22 protein-coding genes and 2 tRNA genes are annotated in these 25,285 nt (G+C 60.4%); 7 read left to right on the forward strand and 17 right to left on the reverse strand.

All coding sequences use genetic code 11. The features are described from left to right. Nucleotides 1–227: 227 nt before the first annotated feature. From E8E75_RS20540 to E8E75_RS20550, 3 genes are all read right to left on the reverse strand, one after another. A complete protein-coding gene (locus tag E8E75_RS20540; protein ID WP_280359707.1) occupies nucleotides 228–977 on the reverse strand; it encodes an HNH endonuclease in 750 nt (249 codons plus the stop codon). A gap of 288 nt (nucleotides 978–1,265) precedes the next feature. Beyond that, on the reverse strand, nucleotides 1,266–2,111 hold the full coding sequence (locus tag E8E75_RS20545; protein WP_280359708.1) for a hypothetical protein: 846 nt from the start codon (nucleotides 2,109–2,111) through the stop codon (nucleotides 1,266–1,268). After that, a complete protein-coding gene (locus E8E75_RS20550) occupies nucleotides 2,104–3,495 on the reverse strand; it encodes an AAA family ATPase (protein ID WP_280359709.1) in 1,392 nt (463 codons plus the stop codon). The genes E8E75_RS20545 and E8E75_RS20550 overlap by 8 nt, the downstream gene beginning before the upstream one ends. Before the next feature lie 361 nt (nucleotides 3,496–3,856). On the opposite strand from E8E75_RS20550, the gene E8E75_RS20555 reads away from it, so the two are divergent. From E8E75_RS20555 to E8E75_RS20565, 3 genes are read left to right on the forward strand one after another with little or no spacing between them, the layout of a single operon-like run. After that, nucleotides 3,857–5,764: an ABC-three component system protein gene (locus E8E75_RS20555; protein WP_280359710.1), complete on the forward strand. Its 1,908-nt coding sequence runs from the start codon at nucleotides 3,857–3,859 to the stop codon at nucleotides 5,762–5,764. Between the two features lies 1 nt (nucleotide 5,765). Next, nucleotides 5,766–6,365 (forward strand): ABC-three component system middle component 1, encoded by a 600-nt coding sequence (locus E8E75_RS20560; protein ID WP_280359711.1) that lies wholly within the window; start codon nucleotides 5,766–5,768, stop codon nucleotides 6,363–6,365. Then, nucleotides 6,362–9,370 carry an AAA family ATPase gene (locus E8E75_RS20565; protein WP_280359712.1) on the forward strand — a complete coding sequence of 1,003 codons (3,009 nt, stop codon included), beginning with the start codon at nucleotides 6,362–6,364 and terminating at the stop codon, nucleotides 9,368–9,370. Before E8E75_RS20560 ends, E8E75_RS20565 begins: the two co-directional genes overlap by 4 nt. A gap of 776 nt (nucleotides 9,371–10,146) precedes the next feature. Here E8E75_RS20565 and E8E75_RS20570 read toward each other — a convergent pair. The 11 genes from E8E75_RS20570 to E8E75_RS20620 form a co-directional block, all read right to left on the reverse strand. Beyond that, on the reverse strand, nucleotides 10,147–12,165 hold the full coding sequence (locus tag E8E75_RS20570) for a DNA topoisomerase III (protein WP_280359713.1): 2,019 nt from the start codon (nucleotides 12,163–12,165) through the stop codon (nucleotides 10,147–10,149). 261 nt (nucleotides 12,166–12,426) lie between these two features. Further along, nucleotides 12,427–12,822 carry a single-stranded DNA-binding protein gene (locus tag E8E75_RS20575; RefSeq protein ID WP_280359714.1) on the reverse strand — a complete coding sequence of 132 codons (396 nt, stop codon included), beginning with the start codon at nucleotides 12,820–12,822 and terminating at the stop codon, nucleotides 12,427–12,429. Next, entirely contained in the window at nucleotides 12,819–13,367 is a 549-nt protein-coding gene (locus E8E75_RS20580; RefSeq protein ID WP_280359715.1) for a DUF3158 family protein, read from the reverse strand. Before E8E75_RS20580 ends, E8E75_RS20575 begins: the two co-directional genes overlap by 4 nt. Then, nucleotides 13,364–14,146, reverse strand: coding sequence for a PFL_4669 family integrating conjugative element protein (locus E8E75_RS20585; RefSeq protein WP_280359716.1), 783 nt, complete (start codon nucleotides 14,144–14,146; stop codon nucleotides 13,364–13,366). Before E8E75_RS20585 ends, E8E75_RS20580 begins: the two co-directional genes overlap by 4 nt. A gap of 171 nt (nucleotides 14,147–14,317) precedes the next feature. Then, nucleotides 14,318–15,499 carry an STY4528 family pathogenicity island replication protein gene (locus E8E75_RS20590; RefSeq protein ID WP_280359717.1) on the reverse strand — a complete coding sequence of 394 codons (1,182 nt, stop codon included), beginning with the start codon at nucleotides 15,497–15,499 and terminating at the stop codon, nucleotides 14,318–14,320. Between the two features lie 3 nt (nucleotides 15,500–15,502). Then, a complete protein-coding gene (locus E8E75_RS20595; protein WP_280359718.1) occupies nucleotides 15,503–16,063 on the reverse strand; it encodes a DUF2857 domain-containing protein in 561 nt (186 codons plus the stop codon). A gap of 18 nt (nucleotides 16,064–16,081) precedes the next feature. Beyond that, nucleotides 16,082–17,779, reverse strand: coding sequence for a ParB family protein (locus E8E75_RS20600; RefSeq protein ID WP_280359719.1), 1,698 nt, complete (start codon nucleotides 17,777–17,779; stop codon nucleotides 16,082–16,084). Continuing rightward, the gene (locus E8E75_RS20605) at nucleotides 17,772–18,008 is read right to left on the reverse strand and encodes a type II toxin-antitoxin system HicA family toxin (RefSeq protein ID WP_280359720.1); all 237 of its coding nucleotides are present in this window, start codon (nucleotides 18,006–18,008) and stop codon (nucleotides 17,772–17,774) included. The genes E8E75_RS20600 and E8E75_RS20605 overlap by 8 nt, the downstream gene beginning before the upstream one ends. Then, nucleotides 17,992–18,858, reverse strand: a complete 867-nt coding sequence (locus E8E75_RS20610; protein ID WP_280359721.1) for a ParA family protein — start codon at nucleotides 18,856–18,858, stop codon at nucleotides 17,992–17,994. The genes E8E75_RS20605 and E8E75_RS20610 overlap by 17 nt, the downstream gene beginning before the upstream one ends. 30 nt (nucleotides 18,859–18,888) lie before the next feature. Continuing rightward, the gene (locus tag E8E75_RS20615) at nucleotides 18,889–19,098 is read right to left on the reverse strand and encodes an AlpA family transcriptional regulator (RefSeq protein WP_088192281.1); all 210 of its coding nucleotides are present in this window, start codon (nucleotides 19,096–19,098) and stop codon (nucleotides 18,889–18,891) included. A gap of 472 nt (nucleotides 19,099–19,570) precedes the next feature. Then, nucleotides 19,571–20,485: a LysR family transcriptional regulator gene (locus E8E75_RS20620; RefSeq protein WP_280359722.1), complete on the reverse strand. Its 915-nt coding sequence runs from the start codon at nucleotides 20,483–20,485 to the stop codon at nucleotides 19,571–19,573. 518 nt (nucleotides 20,486–21,003) lie between these two features. Here E8E75_RS20620 and E8E75_RS20625 point away from each other — a divergent pair. Next, nucleotides 21,004–21,079, forward strand: a tRNA-Glu gene (locus tag E8E75_RS20625). Nucleotides 21,080–21,092: 13 nt separating this feature from the next. Then, nucleotides 21,093–21,168: transfer RNA gene (locus E8E75_RS20630), tRNA-Gly, on the forward strand. A 54-nt stretch (nucleotides 21,169–21,222) separates the two neighbouring features. Here E8E75_RS20630 and E8E75_RS20635 read toward each other — a convergent pair. Next, nucleotides 21,223–22,362 carry an SRPBCC family protein gene (locus tag E8E75_RS20635; protein WP_153920250.1) on the reverse strand — a complete coding sequence of 380 codons (1,140 nt, stop codon included), beginning with the start codon at nucleotides 22,360–22,362 and terminating at the stop codon, nucleotides 21,223–21,225. Nucleotides 22,363–22,450: 88 nt separating this feature from the next. Between E8E75_RS20635 and E8E75_RS20640 the strand changes: the two genes are divergently transcribed. Both E8E75_RS20640 and E8E75_RS20645 read left to right on the forward strand, forming a co-directional pair. Further along, nucleotides 22,451–23,374, forward strand: coding sequence for a LysR family transcriptional regulator (locus tag E8E75_RS20640; protein ID WP_120651499.1), 924 nt, complete (start codon nucleotides 22,451–22,453; stop codon nucleotides 23,372–23,374). A gap of 274 nt (nucleotides 23,375–23,648) precedes the next feature. Next, a complete protein-coding gene (locus E8E75_RS20645) occupies nucleotides 23,649–23,837 on the forward strand; it encodes a hypothetical protein (protein ID WP_120651498.1) in 189 nt (62 codons plus the stop codon). A gap of 109 nt (nucleotides 23,838–23,946) precedes the next feature. Here E8E75_RS20645 and E8E75_RS20650 read toward each other — a convergent pair whose 3' ends face one another. After that, complete coding sequence (locus E8E75_RS20650) at nucleotides 23,947–24,120, reverse strand: hypothetical protein (protein ID WP_178123519.1); 174 nt, start codon at nucleotides 24,118–24,120, stop codon at nucleotides 23,947–23,949. After that, on the reverse strand, nucleotides 24,117–25,247 hold the full coding sequence (locus E8E75_RS20655) for a PepSY-associated TM helix domain-containing protein (RefSeq protein ID WP_153920252.1): 1,131 nt from the start codon (nucleotides 25,245–25,247) through the stop codon (nucleotides 24,117–24,119). The genes E8E75_RS20650 and E8E75_RS20655 overlap by 4 nt, the downstream gene beginning before the upstream one ends. Nucleotides 25,248–25,285: the final 38 nt, after the last annotated feature.

Genomic DNA, 25,285 nt, shown 5'->3' on the forward strand with positions numbered 1-25,285 from the left:
TCTTCGAAAGCAGTCACCTAGACAAGATGGTCAAACCATCGCACACAGCCTAAGTGGTGCGGGACTACACCGCGGCGAATGGCCAAGCCGAAGCGAGCTGGCCGAAGATCAGTGACGCGTTTCAGCACAAGGACGGATTAGGATTTGATGTCGCACTCGACGCCGCGTCGGTTAAAAGTCGTGTCATGCTGCGTTCTAACGCGCCGTCGAGGAGATGGAGCGTCGATCTATCGCTCGACGCACTTTTCGTTGTGATATGTGATGAACCGTTCGTCAATCACATGACCGGGGACGACGGTGATGTCTTCCATACGCAGGCTACGGACACCGTAGTCGAGTTCGACATGACAATTCGGACATAAGCAGATGATGTTCCCTTCGATATCGGGTCCGTCATGCGGAGAACCGAGCGGTTGAAGATGATGCGCCTCTGCATAACGCAATCCGGCCGGCAACTCGATGGAGTGCTGGCAAAGCTGGCATTTGTAGCCGTGCAATTGTTTGACGCGCCGGGAGAGCAGGCTATCGCGGATGATGCGGCTCACCGTAGTTTCCACACGGCCTGGCGGGGCGGATAAGTCATTCGCTGGCGGCGTGACGGGCGGTGGCTCATTCGCGATGAAAGGCGCCCAGTCGAACCCTTTAACCTTCCGGATTTCGCTTTCCCACCATGGATAGTCTTCGTCTCTCCGGCCGAACAGCTTGAAGTAGCCGTGACCGGGGCGCATCCTCTGTGGGTCGCGATCGATGATCAGCCCTGTGATTGCGGGCAGCGCCAATTCAGCCGTCCATTCCGCCAGACTGTTCAAGCCCTGGACCTGCAGACTCTCGCCGAAGGTTCCGCGCTGGATCGCAAGCCCTAGATCGTCGTGAACCTGCTTGTAGCCCACATAACTCTGCGGCCTGCCTGGCACTATCTGCGGCAGCTTGCCAACAAGATAAGACAGCAGAATCCGTCCCTGGCCGTCGAGTGCCATGCTCTAAACTCCCGGATAGTTGTTGTACCGTGCACCCTGCACCCGTAGTACCTTGAGGTGCAATCGCCAGTAAAGGCTATCACCGTTTCGTCTCTTTCCAGCGGGTGCACTGGTCGGAACTCGGTTGCCGAGAGAACTTGGGTATCACGCTACGTAGCCATTTCAGCAGAACATCCCGAAGCGAGGTACGGGGCAAGTGCGCAAGCTGCCGCTGGCAGTCGGTGATGGCGGGACTCGGTCCCTTCGCGGGAAGCTGTCGATGGTCTCATGACGTACGACCAGGAGTGTCTACGTCTCGTCGAATCCGCCGGCGCAAAACCAGTCCGAGTCCGCGAGCGCATCATAGGTCGCCCTTTGCCATGAATTTTCATAGACATCGGCGCAGCTCTCGGCCCGTCCGCGCAAGTCCTTCCTGATCCGTTGTTCGAAGCCTGCCGTTGCGGCCATCTTTCTCAAGGCATAGCGCATGTTGACGATCTCCACCGCGGCATGTGTTGCGTAGAGCGTGCCCAATCTGTAGATGCGAAAGTGAGTTCTCATGCGCTCTGCCTTCACTGCGCCCCAGGATACCGGAGGGATGACAGAGAACCGCACCGCAGCAGGCGTGCCTTCCACGACCTCGCCGAACAGCCACCTCTCATCATCGACCTCGTCGAAGTATGGATGGATAGTCTGCTCGGCAGCGGTTGCCGGGACATGCACGAGCTTGTACTTGTTACAGTCGCTGCAGGCCGGGACCAGATTTATTGCGGTCACGCCAAAGACTGGAAAGCTTGTGATCGGCAGATAGTGATCGAGCTGGTGAACCGTGCCTTGGCCGCACAGCGGACAGATGTCGTTGACACACGCCTTCTTCAGCTTCGCGTATACGTTGCGCGTCCTGCTGCTCTTGACGAAAGTGCCGTTGTATACACGCTCCACCTCTTTTCCTGTGACGTATCCGCCAACATTTTTCGTCCCTGCTAAGGCGTGCAGCGTCGCGCCTTCACCGTTCTCTACATACACCGCTTCGGCTGCTTCTACGCTGGCTACGGCCAGTAGCAGCCGGTTCCTCAGGTCCTCATCCCTGATACTGGATGCACATAGCTCCAGCGCTTCGGCGCCTGTGATGCCAGGTCTCGGCAGGCTACGCATAGTCGTCTCCGTCTCGCTCCGCGATGAGCGCCTGAACGATTGCTTTGGCCTCATCACCCAACTGCCCGCCGAACCTGTTCAGAACCCGCCGATAGGAGGATCCGTCCAACACGGCATCCTGCAATAGCTTGTGAAAACCAGACTTTGTGACCTGCAGGCCGAAGACTTCTCGGGTTAGGACACCTATGTTTTCGCCGAACGTCTCAACAGTCGGACGCTCAACAATGGACCTTCTTCCGCTTCGACGTAGCTTCCATGCACACGACCGAGGTACTTCCTGCAGGACGACCGGCGAGTGCGTCGCCACAATAGCCACGCCGTTCCGGCGGATGAGGAGATCAGACAGGCAGCGCACGAACGAGGCAAGCAGCGGCGGATGCAGATGTCCTTCGGGCTCGTCGAGAAGCACCAGTGTTCGTTCATCGACCAGCTCGACCAGCCGGGTTACAGTCAATAGGACAATGGCATGGCCTGAGCTGAGCTTCTTAAACAGCCTGCGCGCGCGGGTCTTCAGGCTCACATCGCTTTCGTCGTCGAGCAGGGATGTGACATCTGCCTCTGCGAAGAGATCGTCTTCTTCGAGCGTTTTCACAGCCTTGCGCCAGCGCTCCGCCAGCACGCCTGACTGGCACCGTGTCAGGCTATTCGCGAAATCAGTTCCCAGTTCAGCGAAACTCTTCGTCGTCGAATTGCGGTCGGAGGATTCGGCATGCCTGAGGCCGACTTGCTTGCAGCTCATGGCATCCCTTTCTTCTGGCGGCTTCAATTCGAAGTCGTCAAAGGCGCTGAACGAAACGAGTACCAGTCCGGCAAAGGCCACTGCGCCACCGGTATCCTCCGCCAGCATCTCAATCGAGCCAGGGGAGGATCCGTCATCAGCCTCGCGGCCAAGAAGGGCAAGGGTCAACTGCCGCATGCATCGTGTCTTGCCCACGCCGTTGCGGCCAATGAGGACGTGAACGTTCGTCGGCGGCTGAGATTCGGGTGCGACCTCAAAGGTCATCGACGCCGGCGGTGTACGGCCAACCGTGGGCAAGTGGTACGTGAACTGAAACTCAGTGAGCTTGGCATCGCCGCGGGTCAAGCGGTTCAGCCGCCCAGTGACTGTCGAGCCGCGAACGTCTCGCAGAAGTGACTCGCGCATCACCTCTTCATCGCGATGGGCCTCGAAGATACTGAGGTCGGCGGCGCAGTCGCGCAGCCCGATGAAAACGCGCGCCCGAAGTACGTCGCTCAGTTCGTTCAGTGCCTCGTAGTAGCTCTCGCTCTGGCCGAGCGAAAAGTATTTCTCGGGCAGCGAGTTGAAGGTCTCGGGCAAGGCCGGCGCGCGGTGGCCCTGAGAGACTCTCCCGGAGGGCATCAGGCCCTTGTGGCCGATTTTCACCGAGCCGATCTCATGGACCTGGCCTTTTTCGTCGGCGACGTGAAGGAAGAACTGCGTCCTGTACTTGCCCCAGTCGTCCCACTTGTCTGTGTATAGGAAAGCCCTGCGCTTTGCGTCGCCCGGTATCCGTGCGTTCCCGTCGAGTACAGTGAAGAAAATGGCGGCTCTCCCTCGGTAGTTTGTGTTCTCGGCATAACTCTAGCGCTCTGAACGGGCAGGGGCTATGGGCGTCGAGCCCCCAACTGCGTCGCTCGTTGTGCGTCTCAGCTAGGTGCGCACCACTGAGTCATCTCGACTGGTAGCATGTGGCACACTGCCAGCGGAGCTGGTCGGGACAATTATGGAGTGAAGGGATGTCGGTATGATCAGAAGGTTTCGGCTGGAGCAGAAGTCTTATTACGAGAGGCTGGTGATTGCTCAGCGCTTGTCGGACATGCTTGAGAAGTTCCTGGCTGGGCGGCGCGCTCCACTCGCGATCGGCGCTGAACAGGGCGGTATCGAAGAATGGGACGACGTGGTCATCCTCCACACCTCAGACTCCTTTGAGCATCTGCAGGTCAAACGCCAGGCCAGTGATTTCTGCACCAAGAATCCAGATAAGACAAAACACCCGGCCAAGGCATCCAAAGGTGGAACTGCCGGCACTGAGCCCGCGGACTCAGTCATAGACTCGGCATTCGCCAGCCTGGCTAAGCACGCCGGCTTGGGCACTTTCGACTCACTCCCCGACCGTCAGTTTCAGCTGACCCTCGTCGGCGCACACCTGAAGATCAAAAAAGACCTGACCGTGGACCATTTGGATGCCTTGTGCAAACTGTGTCGCCAAGACGGACTTGATCTGGACGAACTTGCCAATCGCAAGGACGGTCCCACCGAACGAACTTATCTTTGGCTCACTACCTGGTGTGGGTTCAAAAACTGGGATCAGATCAGAGACACCCTGCGTCGAGTCACCATAGTCTGCGTAGGCAATGATGCGACCTTGGAGCAACGCTCCGCTGAATCTCTCGGTCGGCACTTTACCGATCCGAAACGGACGCTTGAACGCCTGATAACGTACATCACTAGCGAGACATCTGACGTGTCAGCTTTGGGCTGTCATGCGGTAGTCCGAGAGCTCAAGGACGAGCTTCGCCCAGATATCGAAACCTGGGCTCAGTATCTGTTAGGTGACGAAGTTCTGCCGGCCGGCAGGTCATGGTCATTCGCAGGGACTCATGATCTTGGTGGGGTGGCTCCCCGATCTGCGCAGGGAGTTGTGGAGCACATGTGGAGTAGTGGGCCTGGAAACCGGAAGCTCAGGATATACGCCCCATACACGCCCTCCATCGGGGCGAATCTCACTCTTCCATCTGCAATACTGCGCATGGCTTTGCACCTGCCCAATGGCAGTCAGAGTCTTATGCTAGGCGAACCAACGTGGCGCGGTAGCGTCGGCCATGAAGTCGGGCACACGCTCGGTTGCGCAGAGAGCGACCTGAACAACCTCCCGTGGCTCGAAAACCCTGAGCGTCTTGCGTGCGCGCTGGATCATGAATTCAAGACACAAGGCGCGGCCCGAGCGGAAGCTGATGCGCTCGCAAGCGCCATGGACGACCTGATGTGGCAGCGCCTCATTCAAGGCGTCTCTGAAAAGCTTACCGCCATTACAGATCCGGCCCTCGCTGACGCCATGGAAGCAGTTTGGCTGGAATGGTTGGACGGGTTCGCCAAGAATCCTGGGAGCCGCCGAAAATTTCTGGATCAGCTTCTGTACCCGGAAACAGAAGGGAAAAATGCGAAGCACGCACTTCGCCTTGGCCCTCGCACTTTGGATCTGCTGGTCACCGCAGTTGAAATCCTGTTGCTGGTTGCGGTGGGGGTAGGTGGAAGCGGCACCGACTGGGCGTCCTTCCCGGATTGTGGTCAGGTGCTGAGCATTGCACTCAAATACTGGTCTGGCCCCGCAGGCAGCGCTCCAGAAGTCCGTGAGCTCTCTGACGATCCGTTGGTGACGGTTATTGGCCCTTCACCAGCCCCGGTCGTAATCCTGTCAGGCGTAAGCGCCTCCCCCTCAGAGCTATTGAACATAGGGATGGCTGACGACGCCGAGGCGGCCACCAGCATGGCGGCCGAGCGCCAGCCGCACCTGCTCGTCACCCGGTCAGGGGCGTTTAATCATCTGCGTAGAGGGAGTCTGGCCTCTGTGCGACAACACTTCACTAAGCAATGGCAGGATCGACTGCTTGCCCGCCAGTCAGCCATCGAGGCGAACGCGAAAGGACTCTGAAATGCTAACAATCTCGGAGATGGTTGCAGCCATCTCGAAGCGTGCTGAAGGTCGTTATGAAGTTGCCGTGTCCGATACGTTTGAACTGGCGTCGCCGTCGATTGAGATCGACTCTGCTACGGTGCAGCTCAAACGGGTCAGTCAGGAAGGTGCGGGCTGGCGGACTGTGTTGATCGCAGCCCTTCCCTTCGATTCGGCAAAAATCCAAGGCGCATTTCGGTGGGCAGCGGATGTCCGTGACATGCTTGCGGAGCCGCAAACAGCTGACCTCTACATGTTCATGCTCATCGAAGGCATTGCGTCAGAAGACGCAGCTCGCCTCGAGACGGACGATCGCTTCTGCAGAAAGGTAGTGGTCAGAGAGGAGGAAGATGCCGACTCCTTTCTCGACCGTAGCTTCTTGGCGACCCTTTCGCCCGCCGGCAGCTCAGACAACATCAGCGATCCATTATTGTCGTCTCTGAGTGCTCTTGTCCTAGCGCATTCCTGGGTTGAGCCGTATCGCGACACGTGGCGAGAATTGCTGTTGTCTGGAAGATCTGGCGGAGAGATCGCTGAAGCCTTGAAGGCGGTTGCGTTTGGTGACGAGGACCCCCAATGAAAAATTTGAAGTCCATTACACTTTCCAACATCCGCAGGTTTGGCGCCGACACCACGATTGAGCTCAGCCGCGGGGCAACCATCTTATTGGCCCCCAATGGCACCGGAAAGACCGCGATCTTTGAAGCCATCGAGTTCGGTCTCACCGGCAAGATTTCCCGACTCGACGGGAATCTTTCCCCGATTATCCGAGATTCTCAAATCATGGCTCGCGTGAGCCTCGATTTCGGTGATGTGCAAGCCTCTGCTCAAGTGAGCAACATTGGTGTCGTTGAGAGAACGGGCGACCTCAGCCCTCTTTTCCCAGAGACAGCCCCTGAGGACATTCCGTTTCTGCTGAGGCTTACCCACCTGCTTGATCAGCGTGAAGGGGAATGGCTGGTAAAGGCAGAACCAAAAATCGCAGGGTCTCAGTTGGCACGGTTGCCGATTGGCAAGGATGGCACCCAGGTGAGCTCTGCGCTTGGCGGCATTCGCCGCGCGCTCACAGAGCAACTGAAACAGGCCAAGAGCGCACTCGAAACACTCGAAGCAGAATTTGGTGAATGGCAAAGCCTGATCCTTGACCGGGATCTGGCAGCTTCTCAGTCTCAAGGTGCACTTCGTAGCAAAGAAAACATCGCTGAATCCATTTCGGACATCGCGCGCCAGGCGCAGAGCTTCGAGCAGTTGCCCGCAGGCCTACTTGTGCCACCGCTGGGCCAAGATGGTTTGGAAACGGTGCACGATGCGTTGGAGCAATTGGTACAAGCCAAGCTAGACCGACTTCGTGATCAGATCACGGCGCTGGCTGAGGTTGACGGACTCATAGGCCGGTTTGTTTCTGATCAAGCACGTTCAGAGCAGCTTGGTAACGATCTCATCGCTGTTACTCAGGAGCTTACACAGAAGAAACAAGATCGCGTCCTAGTCGCTGCCAATCATGAGCGACTCCAGCAGGAGTTGGTCACTGCCGAAGGTGAGCGTGATGCTATCGGTCAGCAGCTCAATCGGCACGTGAATGAGACCCAGGCCAAAGAGGCGGTCGATCAACGCAAGCAGGTATTGGAGACCGCTGACAAGACTCTGACCAGCGCTGAGTCCCTGGCCTCCACCTTGCGTAGCCAGCATGAAGGCAACGAGCAGCTCGGCGTCCAACATGACCACATCAACAGACAACGCAAGGCGTTGCTACAGATAGACGCTGACCTTCTCACCGCTCATCAACTCCTGGAGCGCTGGGAGCAGACGATTCAGCACGTTGCAGATGTTACGGGCTCCATCAGTGGTGAAGAGGCAGAAGAGGATGTCCTTCAAGAACAGCTTCGAACTGCGGTTTCATCAAGGATAGCTGCTGAAGCTGAGGAGTTAGCCGCGAAGAGCCATCACGAGACTTTGACCTCGGCCGCTGATTCAATACGGCAAGCCGTTGCGTCCATCGCGGCTCACCTGCCCAGCGATCGCGGTGACTGCCCTTTATGTGGTGAAGAGCACGGAGCAATAATCCTTCATGAACGTGTTGCCAAGGCATTAGAGGCTATCGACCCCAATGTTGTCGACGCCGAACGGCGCGTCAAGAAGGCAGCCGATGCTTTGCGTGAATGCTCAGAGGCGGTAACACACGCCGAAGCAGAATTGAGAGCATGCAAGGATAGAATTGTTGAGCTGGAGTTCCAGCAGGCGGGCCTGGCAGCGGACATCAACGATTTCAGAACCAACATTCTGCTCGGCGGCGATACGGTACCCCTCGCGAAAGAGTCGATCCGACGTCGCGAAGATGCAAATGCTTCAGCCAAGCTCCAGCTGGATGAGAAGCAGAGCAATCTTGCGCCCCCACTAGCCCCCAATGTCTTTGATCAGACCAAAAACGCCTACGATTCGGCTGTTCGTGCATTGGACTCCGCGCGACAGGGCCGATCAGAGGCCAGCAGCAGGCTTGAGCAGGCTACCGCGGCATTGGCAGCAATCACTGCAGACGCTCCGCCAGCACAAACACTGGAAGAGTTGTCCTCGGCGCAGAACCAAAATGCCAATCAGATTGCTGACCTGAGCTCCAAGGTGACGGCCGAGCAATCCGCCTTGGATCGGCAGCAGGTTCAGCTGACCGACGTGACGAATAGGGTATCTGACCTGGAAACCCAGCTATCCGATGCCCAATCTCGACTCGCTACTGCCCGAGCTTCCTGGCGCCAGCTATCGTTCGCCGGCGATCCAACTGCCGAGGTTGCGAGCAGTCGTGAGGCTCAGTTGCAGTCCACGGTCACCGAGCTGGCTCGACACTCAGAAAAGCTACGAACGATCAAAATCGAGATTGGTGCCTGGAGCAAACTGGAGCAGGCGCGCCTGGCTCAGGGGCTCCTGGATCGTCGGCGCGGCGAGCTGTCGGAGGATGAGTTCACTGCAAATCTTCGTCAGCGTATGGAGAAAGAACGATTGAGCCAGAAGCGTCTGTCGCTGCTATCCGATGCGATGGACACGCTCAATCAGTACTTATCCTCCGAAATCGCTAATGTTCAAAAACACGTACTCGCCGTGGTACCGCGATGGCAGGCGCTTCTGAAGCGAGTGGTTAGAGAGCAACGTTTTACCGGGACGAATCTGGATTTTCGCAGCCTGTATAGAAAGGAGCGTGCTGAAGTTTCGGTGCCGCTCCACGGGGAATTAGTCCCGGTACCGGCGATAGCCAGTGAGGCTCAGCTGACGGATTTGCAGCTAACCTTCCTGCTGTCAATGGCGCTGGATCATCAGTGGTCTTCCTGGCGCGGCCTGCTTCTAGACGACCCAACCCAGCATCATGACCTGGTCCATGCTGCGTCGGTATTCGACGTGCTTCGTGATTACATCGTCGATCATGGTTTCCAGGTCGTGATTGCAACCCATGACGCCCTTCAAGCCCGTTACTTCATGCGTAAGCTACAAAACGACGGGATCGAAGCACGTTTATGGTCACTCACACCAACCCCTGACGGCGTTACAGCCTCAGAAAGCCCATGGCCGGTTAGAAGTCAGCTAGCGGTGAATGAGTAGCCACAGCGCTGAGCGCTAGAAGCGATCGTGTCCGTCTATTGAGCGCGCGCGGTCGCCGCTAAATGAGTGTACTAGATGCCAGCATGGCGTTTAAGTTACCGCAGCGCCGACGTGCTGGAGACGAGTGTCCGGTTTTGGCCGATCCTCGCTGGTCGCATCTGTGACATTCATGGGCCAAGTGTAAGCGTCCAGCCAAGTCATCTGCAGGCGATATCCAGCATCAATCCAATGGGCCGGTCAGCGCGGCGCAATGGCGCGATGTGCCGAGAGTTGCGTTCGTTCTTCTGTCGTTCAAAGTCGACTGAATCCTGGAACCAAGAGAAAGACGCCGAAGGCCGAAGGCCTTCGGCTGTCGATAAAGAAACCACCCGTGAGCCGGTTCAGAGCATGGCCGTCGTCAAAGCCGTCCTCTGTCGCAGCATTCGCACTCGACCCGTGTCGTGGCTGGGGTCGAAATCCTTTGGCACGCATCCGCGCACAAAGGGCGCCCGTTGTTTCACCGGTGGGCGCCGGCACTGAATACCGTTCGACCCGAGGGGTCTCCTGGCGGCTCGTGTTCAGGTCGGCAGCAAGGCACCAGGAGACCCCTCGGGGAAGCGGAAGCACGCAGAGTAGGGGATCGCGACATGCCGATTGCGGAGGATTTCGCCTTCTCGGCGCCGGCCATCTGCCGGCAGCGTGCACACATTGCAGAAGGATGGGGTGTGCTGGGTTCCTCGCGGGAGCGAGGTCTGCGTATCGACTGTGATCGATACGATGGGGGAGGTGGAGCCTGGCTACTTCGACTGCGGCGACGGCTTGCTCACCGAGCGGCGTTTCCCGCCAGCTTGCCGGCCGGTCTGGATGGGAACAGCGCCCTTGCAGTCAGGGTAGCGACTGCAGGACCAGAAGGGGCCGGTTTTACCCTTGCGTTGTCGTGTGACGTTGCCGCACAAGGGGCATGCAGGCCCATCAGGCAGACGGATGGAAAGAGTGGTGCCACGGTACTGCTGCACGAGCTGCGCAACCCAGGCGGATTGCTTGTCGACGAATGCGTCTAGCGTCATCTGGCCCACCTCGATCATGTCCAGCGCCTGTTCCCAGATGGCGGTCGTGCCGGGATCGGCGATGGCTGCCGGTACGGCGTCGATAAGCGTGAAAGCTGGCTCAGACGCGCGGACGGCACGGCCTTTTTTGAGCAGATAGCCTCGGTCAAGCAGGCCTTTGATGATGCTGGCGCGTGTTGCCTCGGTGCCAATCCCGGTCGTGTCCTTCAGCTTTTGTTTCAGACGTGGGTCGCTCACCAGTTTTGCCACCCCCTTCATCGCCTTGATCAGTTCACCCTGGGTGTAGGGCCTCGGTGGCAGGGTCTTCAACGCCTTCAGCTCGACCTGTCCTATGTTGCAATGAGTGCCGTTGGCCAATGGCGGCAGGATCTGACTACGCTGTGCCGATTCGTCGTCCCCGGTCTCCGGCGTGCTATGACCTAGCGCCAGATGCCAGCCCGGTACCACGACCAGCTTGCCGGTCGCCTGCAATGTTTGCCCGTTGCAGGTGAACAGCGCCACGGTGCGATCGAATTCGTGATGAGGTAGGAACTGCGCCAGGTAGTGCGCCCGGATCAGCCGATAGACTGCCAGTTCCTTCTCGCTCATCGCCGCTAGCTTCGCAGGTTCGAGCGTTGGAATGATGCCGTGGTGGGCGGTGACTTTGCTGTCGTTCCACGCCCGTGAACGCTGTGCCCGGTCGAGCTGAGCGAGCAGCGGGCGCAGGCCAGGGTCGGTCGCGACTAGGGCATCGAGCACTGCCGGCACTTCCGCCAGCATGTTCTCAGGCAGGTAGCCCGAGTCGCTACGCGGGTAGGTCGTCGCCTTGTGCGTCTCGTACAGCGACTGCGCGATGTCCAGCGTCTCCTGTACGTCGAGGCCGAGTTGCCGCGAGCACACCTCCTGCAAGGTTCCCAGGTCGAACGGCAGTGGCGGGGCTTCGCGCACGCGCTCGGTGTCTACCGACATGACTTGGGCCTCGCGTGTCGCGCGAATGCGATCAAGCGCCTGTTGCGCCACCGCTTGTTGTAGGCAGCGCCCCGAGGCATCTGTGGTGCCATCTGGCGGTATCCAACTCGCGGTAAAGAACTGGCCGGCCTGGGAAAGTGACACCTCCACGGCCCAGTACGGCACCGAGATGAAACATGCGATCTCCCGGTCGCGGAAAACAACGAGCGCGAGCGTAGGCGTTTGCACCCGGCCGACCGAGAGCACTCCGTCGTAGCCGCCCTGGCGGCCGAGCAGGGTGAATAGCCGGCTCAGATTCATGCCGATCAGCCAGTCGGCACGCGAGCGGGCGAGGGCGGAGTAATAGAGCGGCAGGGTTTCGGCTGACGGTTTGAGGGCGCCGAGTGCTGTGCGGATCGACGCATCATTCAGTGCCGACAGCCACAGCCGCTGGATCGGACCGCGGTAACCACACAGGTCGATGAGTTCGCGGGCGATCAGCTCGCCCTCGCGATCCGCGTCCGTGGCGATCACCAGTTCACTGGCGTGGGCCAGCAGTTGCTTGACGATCTTGAACTGCGCAGCGGTCGCAGTCTTGGGCTCGACGCGCCAGCGCTTAGGGATAATGGGCAGGTGCTCGAGGGTCCAGCGCTTGTACTGTTCGCCATACCCTTCGGGCGGGACCGCTTCGACCAGATGCCCAATGCACCAAGTCACGATGGTGCCGGAGCCGCTGTAGCAGCCGGTGCCACGTTCCCCAGCGCCCAGGACGCGGGCGATGTCCTTGCCCTGGGATGGCTTCTCGCACAAGAACACGCGCATAAGGCCTCCTGGGAACGCTGGCGATCGTCGAATGATCGTCAGCATTCCCGCCGGCCATGTTCACGGCAGCAATCAACGCGGCAGCGACTGACACCAGGATGTACGGCGGCAGTGTGCAGCAGGTGCCATGTATCAGAGCGTGGAGGGATGAAGCAGTAGCTCAATGACCAGAAGCATCGTTCAGAGGGCGCCGCTGGAACTCAGTGGAACTCAGTAGAACTATCCCCCGGGGATAGTTCTACTGACTGCTGCTGCGCGCGGTTAGTCGGTGGTGGGGGATGGCTCAGCGGCCGGTTTCTGGCTCAACGTTACCGCGTCGAGCCGGTACGGCAGGATGCCGATACGCCGGGCCTCGATCTTGAACGTCACGCGTTCGTTCTCGTCGGCGTCTTCCCATTCATCGCGCACCGTGCGGCCCTCCACCAGGACGCGCATGCCTTTCCGATACAGCGTTTGCCAGTGCGCGGCGTCGCGGTGCCACAACTCCACGGGGGCCCAGAAGCCGCCTCGGTCCTCGAAGCCCTCCTTGGTTGGAACCGGGTTGTCGAAGTAGACGTTTAGGCGCAGCAATCGCCGCGGCTCATCGTTGCCGTTGGGGAACTCCCTGAACTCCGGCGCAGAGCCGATGTTGCCTTCGCCAACAAAGTGCGTGCTCATAGTGACTCCTTGGGGGGCGTGGTGCGGGGGGAAGCGGCGTCGCCGTGGACACGCCGCAGGTAGGTCGACTCAGCCTGGGCCAGCTTGCTGGCGCACTCCTGGGCCTGGCGGCCCAGGGTGTGCAGCAGGCTGATTTGCATGTTCAGCACGATGCGCTGGACCTCCATGGCATAGAGGTCGTCAATCAGTGTGTCGGGCGTGGTGAGGCTGGTGAGCAGCTCCTGCCACAGCACCACACCCATCGCGGAGCGGTCGGGCTTGCGCCATCGCAGAAAGGTGGTGCCTGCGCCCGTGGTCTGCTGGGCCAGCTGGACGGGGAGCAGGCGGAAGGGGTAGGCGTCGGTCTGAGCCAGGATTCGCTGCTGTGCCAGTACGACCAGGTCATCGCGGAGCGCGTGGCACTGACTGGCCCAGTCCGTAAGCGTCCCCTTACCCTTAAAAGGACGTAAAAGGCCTTTTAGCGAGGCGGCCTGTTCCAGGCGCTGGAAGTCAGCCTGTTCCAAGGGGTAAAAGCGTCGAGCCGGTGCCGCTGGAGTGAGTGTCATGCTGGCTCATCCTCATCACTGACGGCGGCCGTGATCAGCAAATCGCTGGCCTCAACCTGGAACTCGTCGTCGCTCTCGGCCCCAGGATGTGCCGATGCGGCCAGCGCCGAGCGCCGGACAATGGGCGGCGCATAGCGGGAGCGTCGGGTGCCTTCGAGCACCTCCTCTGGCAGTTCGCCAAATTTCTCGATAGCCGCTCGCGCTGCCGCATTCTTGGCGGCGAAATCATCTCGCACGCATCCTGAGAAGCGATACTGCTGGGCCAGCGAAAAAAGGCTGCGCAGAGCGTGGGCCCCTTCGTTGAGCCAGCGCTCGAGCGTGCTGCGATCGATCAGCGCCGTGTGATGCGCGAGAATCAGCTTCCGGGCGAGGTCGTCGTAGTCGGCCAGTAGGTAGACGGCCACGAACCCCAGCTGCGCGTTCACGAACAGCGGCAGCTTCACCGGCTGAACATTCAGGTTTTCCCCGAGTGTCAGTGCAGGCGGCACGTCGGCCAGGGCTTGATCCACTTGTTCTCGCAAGGCCTGCAGGGTGTCCTTGGTCTGCGCCAGTTTTTCCTCGATGCGCAGCATCCACCAGTCGCTGTAAGGATCATCCTGCTCGGCGCCGCGCTTCATCTTGTTCATCACGGCAATGAAGCCATTGAGCCCGACGATAGCGGGACGTCCCTCCGCGGCGGTGCGGCCGTGCCAGATGCGCGAGGCATGGTGGGTGTGCAGCGTCAGCGACATCGCGGCGCGAAGCGATCCGAGGTTCAGTTGCAGGGTGTCGTTGGCCATGGGAGCGACTCGCGGTAGAGTAACGAGTCGCCAGCTTGGGGGGCGAGGGGAAGGCAGTCAGTCAACTAACCGCACACAAGCCCAGCCTGGTTGGTGGATCGCGGAAGGCACACTGTTGCAACTATCCCCTGGGGATAGCGCCAGGGAGTTCCACTGGAGCTAATCTGCCCGTCATGGATCCGGGGCCAGGAGGGCGTGCAGGTGTGCCAGGTGGGTCTGGGCGACTTCGGGGCGCGCTGGCCGGTGATCGCTTGCGGACGGTCCGGCGGGGGGCACGGTGTTGCTCTTTCCTTGTCCAGCCCAGGCCTTGAATTCGCCGCGGATGGCTTTCTGGATGATGCCGAACAGATAACCGGCGGGTTTACGGACTTCGCTGTTGCGACAGCGCACGGCCCATTCATCCAGCACGGCTTGTCGCTGTTCGGCCTCGACCTGGCGCAGCGCAACCAGCGCGCCGGCCTGCTGTTCCTCTTTCAACGCCAGGAAACGCTCGGGTAGCCGCAGGTCTTGGAGCTCCTGCGCACGCGGTACAGTACGTACGGCTTTAATACGAGTACTGAGTACTTCAGTACGGTCCTGCTTCGGATTCCGAAGAGGGGCGTCGTGGCTGGGGTTTTCACCTGCTTCGGAATCCGAAGAGGGCGGTTCACCATTCCGAAGAGGGGCCTCGCGGCCCACTTCGGATTCGTGTTCCTGTTCCCTGGTTTGATCACTGGTGAGTGTGCCCACTTCACCGGGCGCCAGGCGCTGGGCCAGCACCTGCAGCCGCGTCGGCAGGGCGCGACCGCTGAGCAGCGGGTCGTCGGCCAGCTCCTGGATGGCCCGGTAACCTACCTGTCGAATCGCCTTGCTGGCATGGTTGAGCGCATGGCTCACCAGGCCCAGGTACTCAGGGTCGAGTTGCATGGCTTCGTAAGGGGTAAGGGGCTCGTCGTGCAGCACGTACAGGTTGCCCTGGAGGCGCCCGGTCCGGGCGTCGCGCCGTCGGCGCACAAGACTGAGCCAGCGAGTCAGGCGCAGCAGGATCAGGGCACGCGCCACAGTTTCGTGCGAAGCCTGCTCCGCACAGGGGGTCGAGGCCAGATAGGACCGCAGGTGGTCGTAGGTGGGAAAGGCCGTCACCCCATCGTCGTTGAGCAGGAGTCGAAAGACCTGCCAGGCATTACGCTCCAGCGGTGTCAGGCGTCGGTCGAGAAACAGCGCGCGGGGTACGCTTTCATGGCGATTGCCGCTGTAGAGGAACCCGTCGCTGGCTGGGGCGGTATTTGTTGCGGGCGCCAAATTCCGCAGCGCGTCGTCGAGCAGCGTGGACAGCGAGCTGGGGCCGGCCGCTTGCTGGCTTGGCGGCACCATGGGTTACACCAAGCCTTGATCGATCCAGCTGTGTATTGCCGCCCAGATTACGGACATGGGTAAGGACAGTGACTCGGCCAGATCCATCGCTAACGTCAGCATCGCACTGTCATCGTTCAGGGTGATCCCGCGCTCGTCCATGGTGGACTTCCAGCGCTTCCACAGGGTGGTCTCCTGTTCCTCGTTCAAGACGGGATGCCGGCCCTTGCGTTTGGGCAGTCCGATGATGTCGCGGCGTAGTGCGACTTCTTGGTGGGTCAAACCGTAGAAGGTGCTGACCATCTCGGTACTGGCGCCCAGGCGCAACATGCGATCGACCGTGGCGATCTCCTGCTCGATGTCGTTCAGCTGGCTGACCAGGCGCCAGAGGACGTCCGTATTCACCTTCACCGAGCACCAGGGCACCTGTGCGTTGGCCAGCAAGCTCACCAAGGCGGGTTGCTTCAGGACATCCAGCTCTTTCTCGCTGAAGCCCATGGACAGGCAGCGGCGAAGTTGGCCGTTTCGCAGGTCGTGTAAGGCTTGGGCAACGACCGCCTGGTTCAAGGGATGAGGTGTCGACATGAAAGCCTCCGGCCTCTTTCAATGATCGGACTTGTCTGGATTGGCTTCCAGATCGACTAGTCGGCGGGCAAGCCGAACCAGTCGGAAAAGCTTGACCAAGCCGTTATCGCTCAGACGGGGAAGGGCTTCTGGGAGTCTGCTCCCGGTCCCCAGCAGCAGGGTGCCCAGATTGTCCGCCAACTGGAGATCGCAACTGTCGAAGGGGGAGGGCTGTGTGGCGTCGTGGACACTCAGGGTGTGCAGGAGCGCGAGCACCGTACGGCCGAACGCGGAAATCAGCATGGCGGGTTGGGGGGGTATACACGTGAAGCCGATGCCGGTATTGACTGCTTCTATGCAATCACTCAGCTCGGCTTCCTCGGCGATTTCCCGAGCGAATTGAACAATGTGAATCCGCAGTCGGTCCGGTGAATCCAGAGTGGATTCGATGTACCAGACGTCGGTAATCGGAAACAGCCCGCCCGCCTGGACGGGGATTGCCTGCAGCACAGCGTCGGCAAACCGCGGCACTGCTTCACCGGTTTGCTCAGCCACCAGTTGCTGGATGGCCTGCAGGCGTTCGGTGCTGACGGCTGGCGTGACGATATGCTCCTGCAGGTGCGCCTCCTCCGTACCACTAACTTGGGTAGCGTTCGGCATTTGCGGCTGCACCGGCGAAGGCGGCAGGGCCACGTCAAGCGCTGGTGATGCTGCCGCCGGCGAGAGCGCTTCAGCGTTATCGGCCGGAATTGAGGGCGGTACCGACTTGACGGTAGGAGCACGCTCGGATTTTGCGGGCGTGACAGTGAGTGAGGGTTCGACGGTAGCCGTTGGCGTGCTGATGACCGCGCGCTGCCGGTGCTCGGTGCTATCGATGTCCAATTCCAGCACGTTGTAGTCGGCGTCGAGCAGCTCCGCCATTTGACCGATCAGTTCGTCCCTGACCCGTCCGACGGAGAAACCGTCGGGCTGCGCATCGAAGGGAGCGAGGACGTCGTGGAACAGCGTCTCGAATTCGATGCTGAGGACCTTCAAACCGGCGTATTTCTGCCAGGTGAGCTCGGCCGCCTTGCGCAACACCGCTAACCGTTCGACCTGGTGTCGTCCCAGACCGTTGTACAGCACGTTGGGAATCACCGGCAGTAGGTAGCGCACCGTGTCCTGCATGCGGCTGATGTGGGACTGCTGAATCGGATAGCCGTCGGCGCTGAGGCAACGGGCGAGTTCGGATTGCGACAGCGGCTTGCCACTGTCTTGCTCATAGAGTTCGCGCGCTTTTTCGACACCGAGCGCGCGTTCCACGAAGGTCAGGCCACCATGCAATTCGTTCTCCGCCAGGTGGCCGGTCAGGGCAATGATTTCGCCGCGTTCGGGCCAGGGACGGAACAGGCAGGGAATGCGGAAGAAACGCTCGTCCTTCGTCTCAGACCACAGCTCGCGCAGGATGGCCAGTCGAGTATTACCGCCATTACGGATGATGTAGTGCTCAGCACCGGGTCTTCGGGTGATCGACGGCGGCGCATCTAGGCCACGCTCTCGGATCGAGGCCTTGATCTCAGCGTAGAGGGAGTTGCGCGTGATCCGTGGATCGAGTTCGTATGGACGCAACTCGTCCAGGGTGACGACCATCGGGGTTTCGACCAAGGGGGCGGTCAGTGCCTGCGCGACGGGGCCGTTGCGCGAAAAACTATCGGCCATCAGCTTCCCGGCCATTTCCTCTGGCGTGACGTTAGCCATTCCATGCTCCCTGCAGGCACCGACCACCTCGGCGCTTCCGTGCCCCCCCGTTTTCGTTTGCTCGATAGTCGCTGGCTGTCGAGCTGGTGAAGATCGGCGACAGGCCCGGCTTGGTGAACGTCAGGTGACCGCCCGCGGTGTGGTGTACCTTCCAGTCTTCGCGCAAGGCAAACACCACCAGCGGCAGTAGCCGTTTGTGGTTGCAGCAGAGCTCATGAGCGCTCGACATGGGATTGTCTCCCACCGCTGCGGCCGGTCACCCGGGCAAATGGCTCCTGCCACTGCGGACAGAGTTCTGTGGCGAGGCCACGCATGGTCTCCAAGGCCGCCGGTGCCTGGCGCCCGCTTGGCCGACGAGATTCGATCCGGTGGACGGGCTGGCTCGAGGTGGCGGCGCGAGGGAAGGCCTCAATGGCGGGCAGCTCAGTGTGCAGTACATCGACTCCGGGGTGCTCACGGAAGATCAGGCGCAGGGTCTCCTGGATCAACCTAGCGTTTGATGAAACGGCGGGTACACGGTTGATCAGCAAATGCAGGCGCGGCGGTTGGATGCCCAGATGGCGGTACGGGCTGATCGCGTCGACCAGTTGCAGCGTGCCCCGTTGCAGTTCGCGGGCAGCCAGAATTTCCGGCGTGATCGGGGAGACGGCCAGGTCGGCGGCGAGCATGGCCATCTCCAGCAAGACACTGCGGGCGCCTTGGGTGTCGATCAGCACTAGGTCGTAGTGGGGCTGGAACAGCGGCAGGAGATTGCGTAAGCGCAAGCGTCCATCGGCTGCATGCAGCAGCAGCGATCCTAATAACTGCTGGTGGTCGTCGTTGGACAGCACAACATCCAGGCCATTGATGCTGGTTTGAGAAACCAGCTGCGACAGGGTTGGCTCGTTGAAGGCCAGCAACTCGTAGATGCCGCAGGGAGCGCGGCGGACGAGTTCGTAGTAGGACGACAGCGTAGGCTGCACATCTAGGTCAATCAGCAGCACCCGCTTGCCGGCGTCAGCAACAAATCCGCCCAGATTGGCCGCGACCGTGGTTTTGCCGACACCGCCCTTAGTCGAGATGATGGCAATCACCTGCATGGCGCGCTCCTCGTCAGTGGTGGAGCGACCTCAAACGCGCTCTTGGAGGCGTTCGGTGATCCAGGCGTCGATCTCGACGGAATCCCAGCCGACCGCACGAACGCCCAGGCGCATGGCCTTCGGGAATTTGCCTTCCTTCATCAGGTTGTAAATATGGGCGCGCTTGAAGCCGGTCTTGGCTTCAACTTCAGCGCGGCGGAGGATGCGGTGCTCGGCAGTCGCAGTTTGCTCAGTGGACATAGTGGTCACTCCTTTATGCTTGGTAGCACTCGTAGGCGTGACCGGTAGTACAAGAGCGTCAGTCCATTGAGCGCATCAAACAATCGGATCGTGCTGACCACCAGCTTCATCGGAGAGCCGTGGCATTCGGCTGTTCCGATTTCCTGCTGGTTTGATGGCGTACACCGTCAAGCCGATCCGCAGGCGGTTCACTATTGGTAGCGTTTCTGAGGCAATCAAGGCCCAAATGTAACAGAGCTCTGCTATGGGACTGATGAGCTGACGAGTTCGTATCATTGCGTCGCCCAGATGACGAAATCAGTCAGGTAGGGTGGGAGTGGGTTCTCGCAGCTGCTTGGGGCCTGCGGCCGGCAGCCATCCGGGGCTGCAGATTGCGATCTGGCGTGCGTTCCGTGGCGATCTGACATTTAAGGTCCGGGACGTGACGAAAACAAAACGACCCTGGCGATGGAACCAGGGTCATAGTGCTCGTTTAGGGAGCGTTCATCAGGGGGGGAGCTACCTCACCAACTTGCTGGGCGCGGGCGAGGAATCTGCTTAGCTCCTCCGAGCGCGGTTTATCCAGCATGGTCATGAACGTCGCAGTGCTCGGTACATCGTCCGTGACAGGGCGGACGATAACGTCGGGTTGACTGTACAGCATGATTTGCGATGCCAGTCCAACACCAATGCCGTAACCCGCCGCCACCAACATCATCATCGGTTCATGCCCTGAAACATATTCAGCGTTCGAGGGCAACGGCAGCGTGCGCTCGCAAAACCAGCGGCTGATGACATTGTATCCACCCGAGCACAACACGGGATGGCAAAGAATCAAGGCATGCCGGGCGACTTCCTGGAGGGGAATCTTCTCGAGAGAAAGGAGAGGGTGGTTTCTGGGAATGGCGATGACAGGGCGGTCGGTCCAGACGACTTCTTTGACGAGTCCTTTGCTGAGTTCGGTGTGCATGGTGAAGCCGGCATCAATCTGGTCATGCTCCAATGCCTTGACCATCTCGCTGACAGTCATTTCGATGATCTTCACCTCGGTGAGGGGTTCCTCTTCGCGGCAACGCGCCAACAATTTGATCAGACTGGGTTGTGCAAGGCTGTCTGTCAGACCGATGCGAAGCCGGCCTCGATAGCCTTTCTCAGCTGCATGTACGCGGGCCTGAGCGCCCTCCATGAAACTGAGCATGCGACAGGCTTCTTCCCGGAAAACTTCGCCCGCCCATGTCAAATGCAGGCGCCCTTTTGTGCGCAGGAACAAACGAACGCCCAACTCTGACTCCAGTTCTTTGATGGCACGAGAGAGGGGCGAAGGTTCGATGTGGACTCTGGAAGCCGCCCGCGAAAAGCTCAGCTCTTCGGCGACGACCAGGAAGTAGTGTAGGTAACGTATCCGCATACAACGGCCTCCATGCGTGGCTGTGCTCCTCAAGAACGGACGTAAACATCCGGTCTTGAGGGCAGGAAATGCAGGTGGATCCGTCCGCCTGTAGATTGCTCATTGAAATTCCTTGGTGATTGCTAGCCCTTGCCTCCTCACGACTGACATAGGGATTAGGGCGATTAGTCCTGACTGTCCCTCTGGATATCCCGTGTCGTTCGTTCTCAGAGTTGGTTGCTCCGTCGCCGCGGGAGGATGAGACATTCTTGGATTGGCCGTGGCTGCTGGAACGGGCGTCCTTCATAGAGGGGCGGACCCGGGCAAAGTTCCCAGGCCTGGGTGGTCACGAATTGGGCGGAGAGACGGCTGGCTAGCGCCATCCTGCTGTTTCGAAAGAAAAAATCGCAGAGGGGGTTGCCTAGCACCCTCGAACAAGTCCATAATTGCGTCCGCTGCTGAGGCAGTGGTTGCGGAAAGCTCTTATAAATCAAAGAGTTAGAGACTGGGTCCGAGTCTCGTTTCCCGCTCCAATTTCAGTCCCCTTCGTCTAGTGGCCTAGGACACCGCCCTTTCACGGCGGTAACAGGGGTTCGAGTCCCCTAGGGGACGCCACTTTGTGTCAAATGCGGGAATAGCTCAGTTGGTAGAGCACGACCTTGCCAAGGTCGGGGTCGCGAGTTCGAGTCTCGTTTCCCGCTCCAGTTAAACGAAAACGCCGCTCATTCGAGCGGCGTTTTCGTTTTTGCGTTTCCGATTCAGGCCAGGTCGTGCTGGCGAGTCGAGGACTTGTCGATGGCGCGTTCGGCCATCTCCTTCAGCTGCTTCATGGATTCGACCGATTCTCGGTCGATCTTGCTGCGCATCACCAGCCAGTTCGCGATCTGCATGGCCAGCCCGGAGAAACCGTACTCCAGGGTGCGGACGAACCGCGTTCCGCTGCCGCTACTTTCGCATTCGTAGGTCAGCACCAGTTCCAGCCCATGGGTGCCTTTGGCGGTGGCACGCCAGAGCCGGCCGGGGCTGTACTCGGTCACATCCCAGCTCAGGTGTCCTGCGCGCCCGCCTGCGTGGATGTCTTCCTCGAAATGGCTGCCGGCTGGCAGTGGTCCGGCGGGCCCGTCCACGCGAAGGGAGGAGGGATGCCACTCGGGCCAGCGAGTGGCGCTACTGGCGTAGGCCAGGACCAGTTCCGGGCTTCGGGCGATTTCCACTTCGTGCTGCATTCGGGTCATGGAGTTCTCCTGTTCCAGTGGTTCCCAGTGCAGGCTGCCCTTGAGCCAGTCCATCAGCGGGAAGACGAGGTTGAAGTTGTGGGTCTGCATCAGGTCGCGGCGGTGGTGAAGCTCGTGCAGCCTGCGCATGTGGCTGATCCATGGCAGGCGCGAGATGGGGTGGTTGGCGGGCAGGTGTTCGCAGGCGTGGAAGACCTCGTAGCTCAGGTATCCGGCCAGCAGCGTGGTGGCGAAGAGTGCGGCGACGTTGGTGTTCACGAAAGACAGCAACCACCAGGCTGCAAACAGGCCAATGCTGTAGAAGACGATAAGCCAGGCAGGAAAGAGGATTACCCGCCAATCGCGGGCGGATTCCCAGGTCATCTTTCCGGCAATGAAGAAGCTGTGGTGATCGCCGGTGTGGCGCTTGTAGAACATCGAGCCGGCGCGAGTCTTGTGGTGCCCGAGGTTTTTGTGGATGGAGTACTCACCCCAGTTGAAGAACACCAGGGCGGTCGGCACGACCAGCCACTCCCAGGGCTTCACGTCGCTCAGGCTGCCGATGAAGAAGGCCAGGCAGGCCGCGCCGTAAAGCAGCACGAAACCACCATGCAGCCAGACGTTGTAGAGGGGGTGGATGCCCGCACGATAGCGGTCGCGAAAGGCCTGGGTGTCGTGGCTCATGGCTGCTCCGGCAGTCTTGTTGACATATCAGGGAGCATAGTGGTGAATGCTTTATTCCGATAATGGATAGTCGAAATGAGCATTATTCATGATCCTGAATTTGCGCCGCATCGACCTGAACCTGCTGCTGGTGTTCGACGCCCTGATGCAGGAACAGAACCTGTCGCGGGCCGCCACGCGTTTGCATATGAGTCAGCCTGCAGTGAGCAACGCCCTGGCGCGGTTGCGTAGCCAACTGGGCGAGCCGTTGTTCAAGCGCACTGCGCGCGGCATGTCGCCTACCGCCCATGCCCAGGTTCTTTATGCGCCGGTGCGCCAGGCGCTGAACCTGCTGCAACTCGGGCTGGGTGCCCAGGAGGTCTTCGATCCTTTGGCTGAGCACTGCTTCCGGTTGTCGATGAACGACTACGCCCAGGCCATGCTGTTGCCGGCGTTGCTGGAGCAACTGAGGCACGAAGCGCCGCGGGTAGTGTTGGAGGTGCAGGACGATGAAGCCCAAAGTCTGCTGACACGGCTGGCGACCGGTGAGCTGGACCTGGCCATCGACTACCTCTACTTCGACAACCCGGATCTCTGTTACCAACCCCTGATGGAAGAGGAGCTGGTGGTGATAGGGCGGGCCGGGCACAAGGCTTTCGTAGGTGGGCTCACTCGCGACGGCTATCTGGGCAGCCAGCATGTGCTGATACTGCCCCGTGCAGGCCGTGGCTCGCCGCTGGAGATAGTGCTCGGTTCGGCGAAGATCAAGCGTCGGGTGGGCCTGCAGGTGCCCCACTACCTGTCGATTCCGCCCATCGTGGCGCGCTCTGACCTGCTGGGCACCGTGCCACGCCGGCTAGCCGAGCACTTCGCCGCCATCTACGCATTGGAAATAGCGCCGCTGCCGGTGGAGACGCCGTCCGTGCAGGTGAGTCTGATCTGGCACCGTCAGCAGGAACTGGCGCCCGGGCTGGGCTGGTTGCGCGAACAACTGGCGCAACTCGGCGCGACGCTCGCCAGTGGTGCTACCTGAGCCGTCCAGCGGTTCGCAAGGAGTGGTTTCAGCAGGTGGACCGACGGGCGGTTCGGGGTGCTCTAGGCTCCCGGCGTCAGCGCGATCTGGCTGGTCTCCGCTGCCCGTAAAACAAGTTAGCTAGCGAACGAATTGGGATTAGGGCTGGTCCTATCTTCCGAATTGATCATTGGCCCGTAGCCATGTGCGTACTCGTGCGTGCTGCAGTCAGCCGCCTTGATCGGGCCTTCTTTGAGCTTTTCGCTTTGCCTTGTTTGTTGTTCGGAGTTTGATTATGAAAAAAGTTATCGCCCTTGCTTCCGCCCTGACTATCGTCCTTTCGGCCACTTCCGCCATGGCTGCCGGCGGCGGCGATCGTACGACTCAACGCTGGCAGGCGCGTCTGGCCAAGGTCCAGCTGGAGCAGAAGCAGCAAGAGTCTGTGGCTGCAAAACAGCGCGCGGAGCAGGCCCGCCAGGGTTGATCTGAAGCCGCGGCCAAGCCTCCGCGCATTTACTCACTCGATGAAGAAGGCCCGCCCGGCAATGCTGAGCGGGCCTTTTTTACGTCTCGAATCTGTCGAGCCTAGAGGCCTACTCGCGCGGGCGGCGCAATAGAGGCCAGCATCCAAGCAGCGTGGGAACCCCCAGGCCGAGCCAGGCCAGGGCGTCCCACGAGCCATCGCCCAGCAGAGCGCTGAACAGCCCCAGGGCGCCGAGCAGGCCGATGATCAGGGGCAGGGTGAAGGTGGACTGTCGCCAGTTCATGCCCTGGCCTCCTCGGATGCCCGTGTCCCGGTACTGCGCCGCTGGCGTACCCACCAGAGATACAGGCCGCTGCCCAGCACGATGATTGTGAGAACGTCGAGCGCAGCCCAGAGCACTTGCATCGGGAGGCCGCCGTAGTCGCCAAAATGCAGGGGTTGGGACATCGCCAGGGCATCCATGTACCAGGGCCGTTGCGCGACGGCGGTGACCTCCAGGGTTCGTGCGTCGATCAGCACTGGCGTCCACAGATGGGCCGTCAGGTGAGCGCTGCCGACCATGAACACCGTGTAGTGATGCTCGCTAGAGAAACGCGTGCCGGGGAAGGCGATGAAATCCGCCTGCATGCCGGGCAGCGCTTTAGCGGCAATCGTGAGGACGTTGTTCACCGGGGCGCGTTCGGTCAGTGGAGGCGCATTGCGGTAGGGCTCTACCAGGGCGGTCAGTGCGTCCTGCCGCCAGGCGCTGATCAGCAGGTCGGCGCAGGCGCTGATGACGCCGGTGACTCCCACCACCAGGGCCCAGGTCAGGGTGACGATACCAATCAGGTTGTGCAGGTCCAGCCAGCGGGTGCGGGTTGAGCGGTGGTGGCGCACCTCGGCGAACTTGAGGCGGCGCATGAATGGTGCGTACAGCACCGCGCCGGAAACAATGGCGACGACGAAGAGGACGCCCATGAACGCCAGCAGCAACTTGCCCGGCAGCCCGGCGAACATGTCCACGTGCAGGCGCAGAATGAACATCAGCACGCCGCCGTTGGCCGCCGGCATGGCAAGCGCCTCACCGGTGCGGGCGTCGAGCATGAAGGTGTGAGAAGAGTTGGGCTCGGTGCCGGCGGTGGCGGCGGTAATGGCGACCACGCCGTTGGGCTCGTCTTTTTCATAGCCCACGTACTGCACCACCTCACCGGGGCGGTGGCGCTGGGCAGCCTCCACGAGTTGCTGCAACCCGAGATGCGGCGTATCCGGAGCCATCTCGCGGAGTTCGGGCGCTTCGCCCAGGAGGTGCTCCAGTTCGTGGTGGAAGATCAGCGGCAGGCCGGTGAGGGCCAGCATCAGTAGGAAGACGGTGCAGATCAGGCTGGTCCAGGTATGGATCACGGACCAGCGCCGGATGGTGCGGCTTTGCATGGCGATTCCCGAATCAGGGGCCGCCCCGGAGGGCGGCC

Origin of the sequence: Pseudomonas sp. BN606, from assembly GCF_029873115.1 — a bacterium.
In the GTDB taxonomy this organism is placed as follows: domain Bacteria; phylum Pseudomonadota; class Gammaproteobacteria; order Pseudomonadales; family Pseudomonadaceae; genus Metapseudomonas.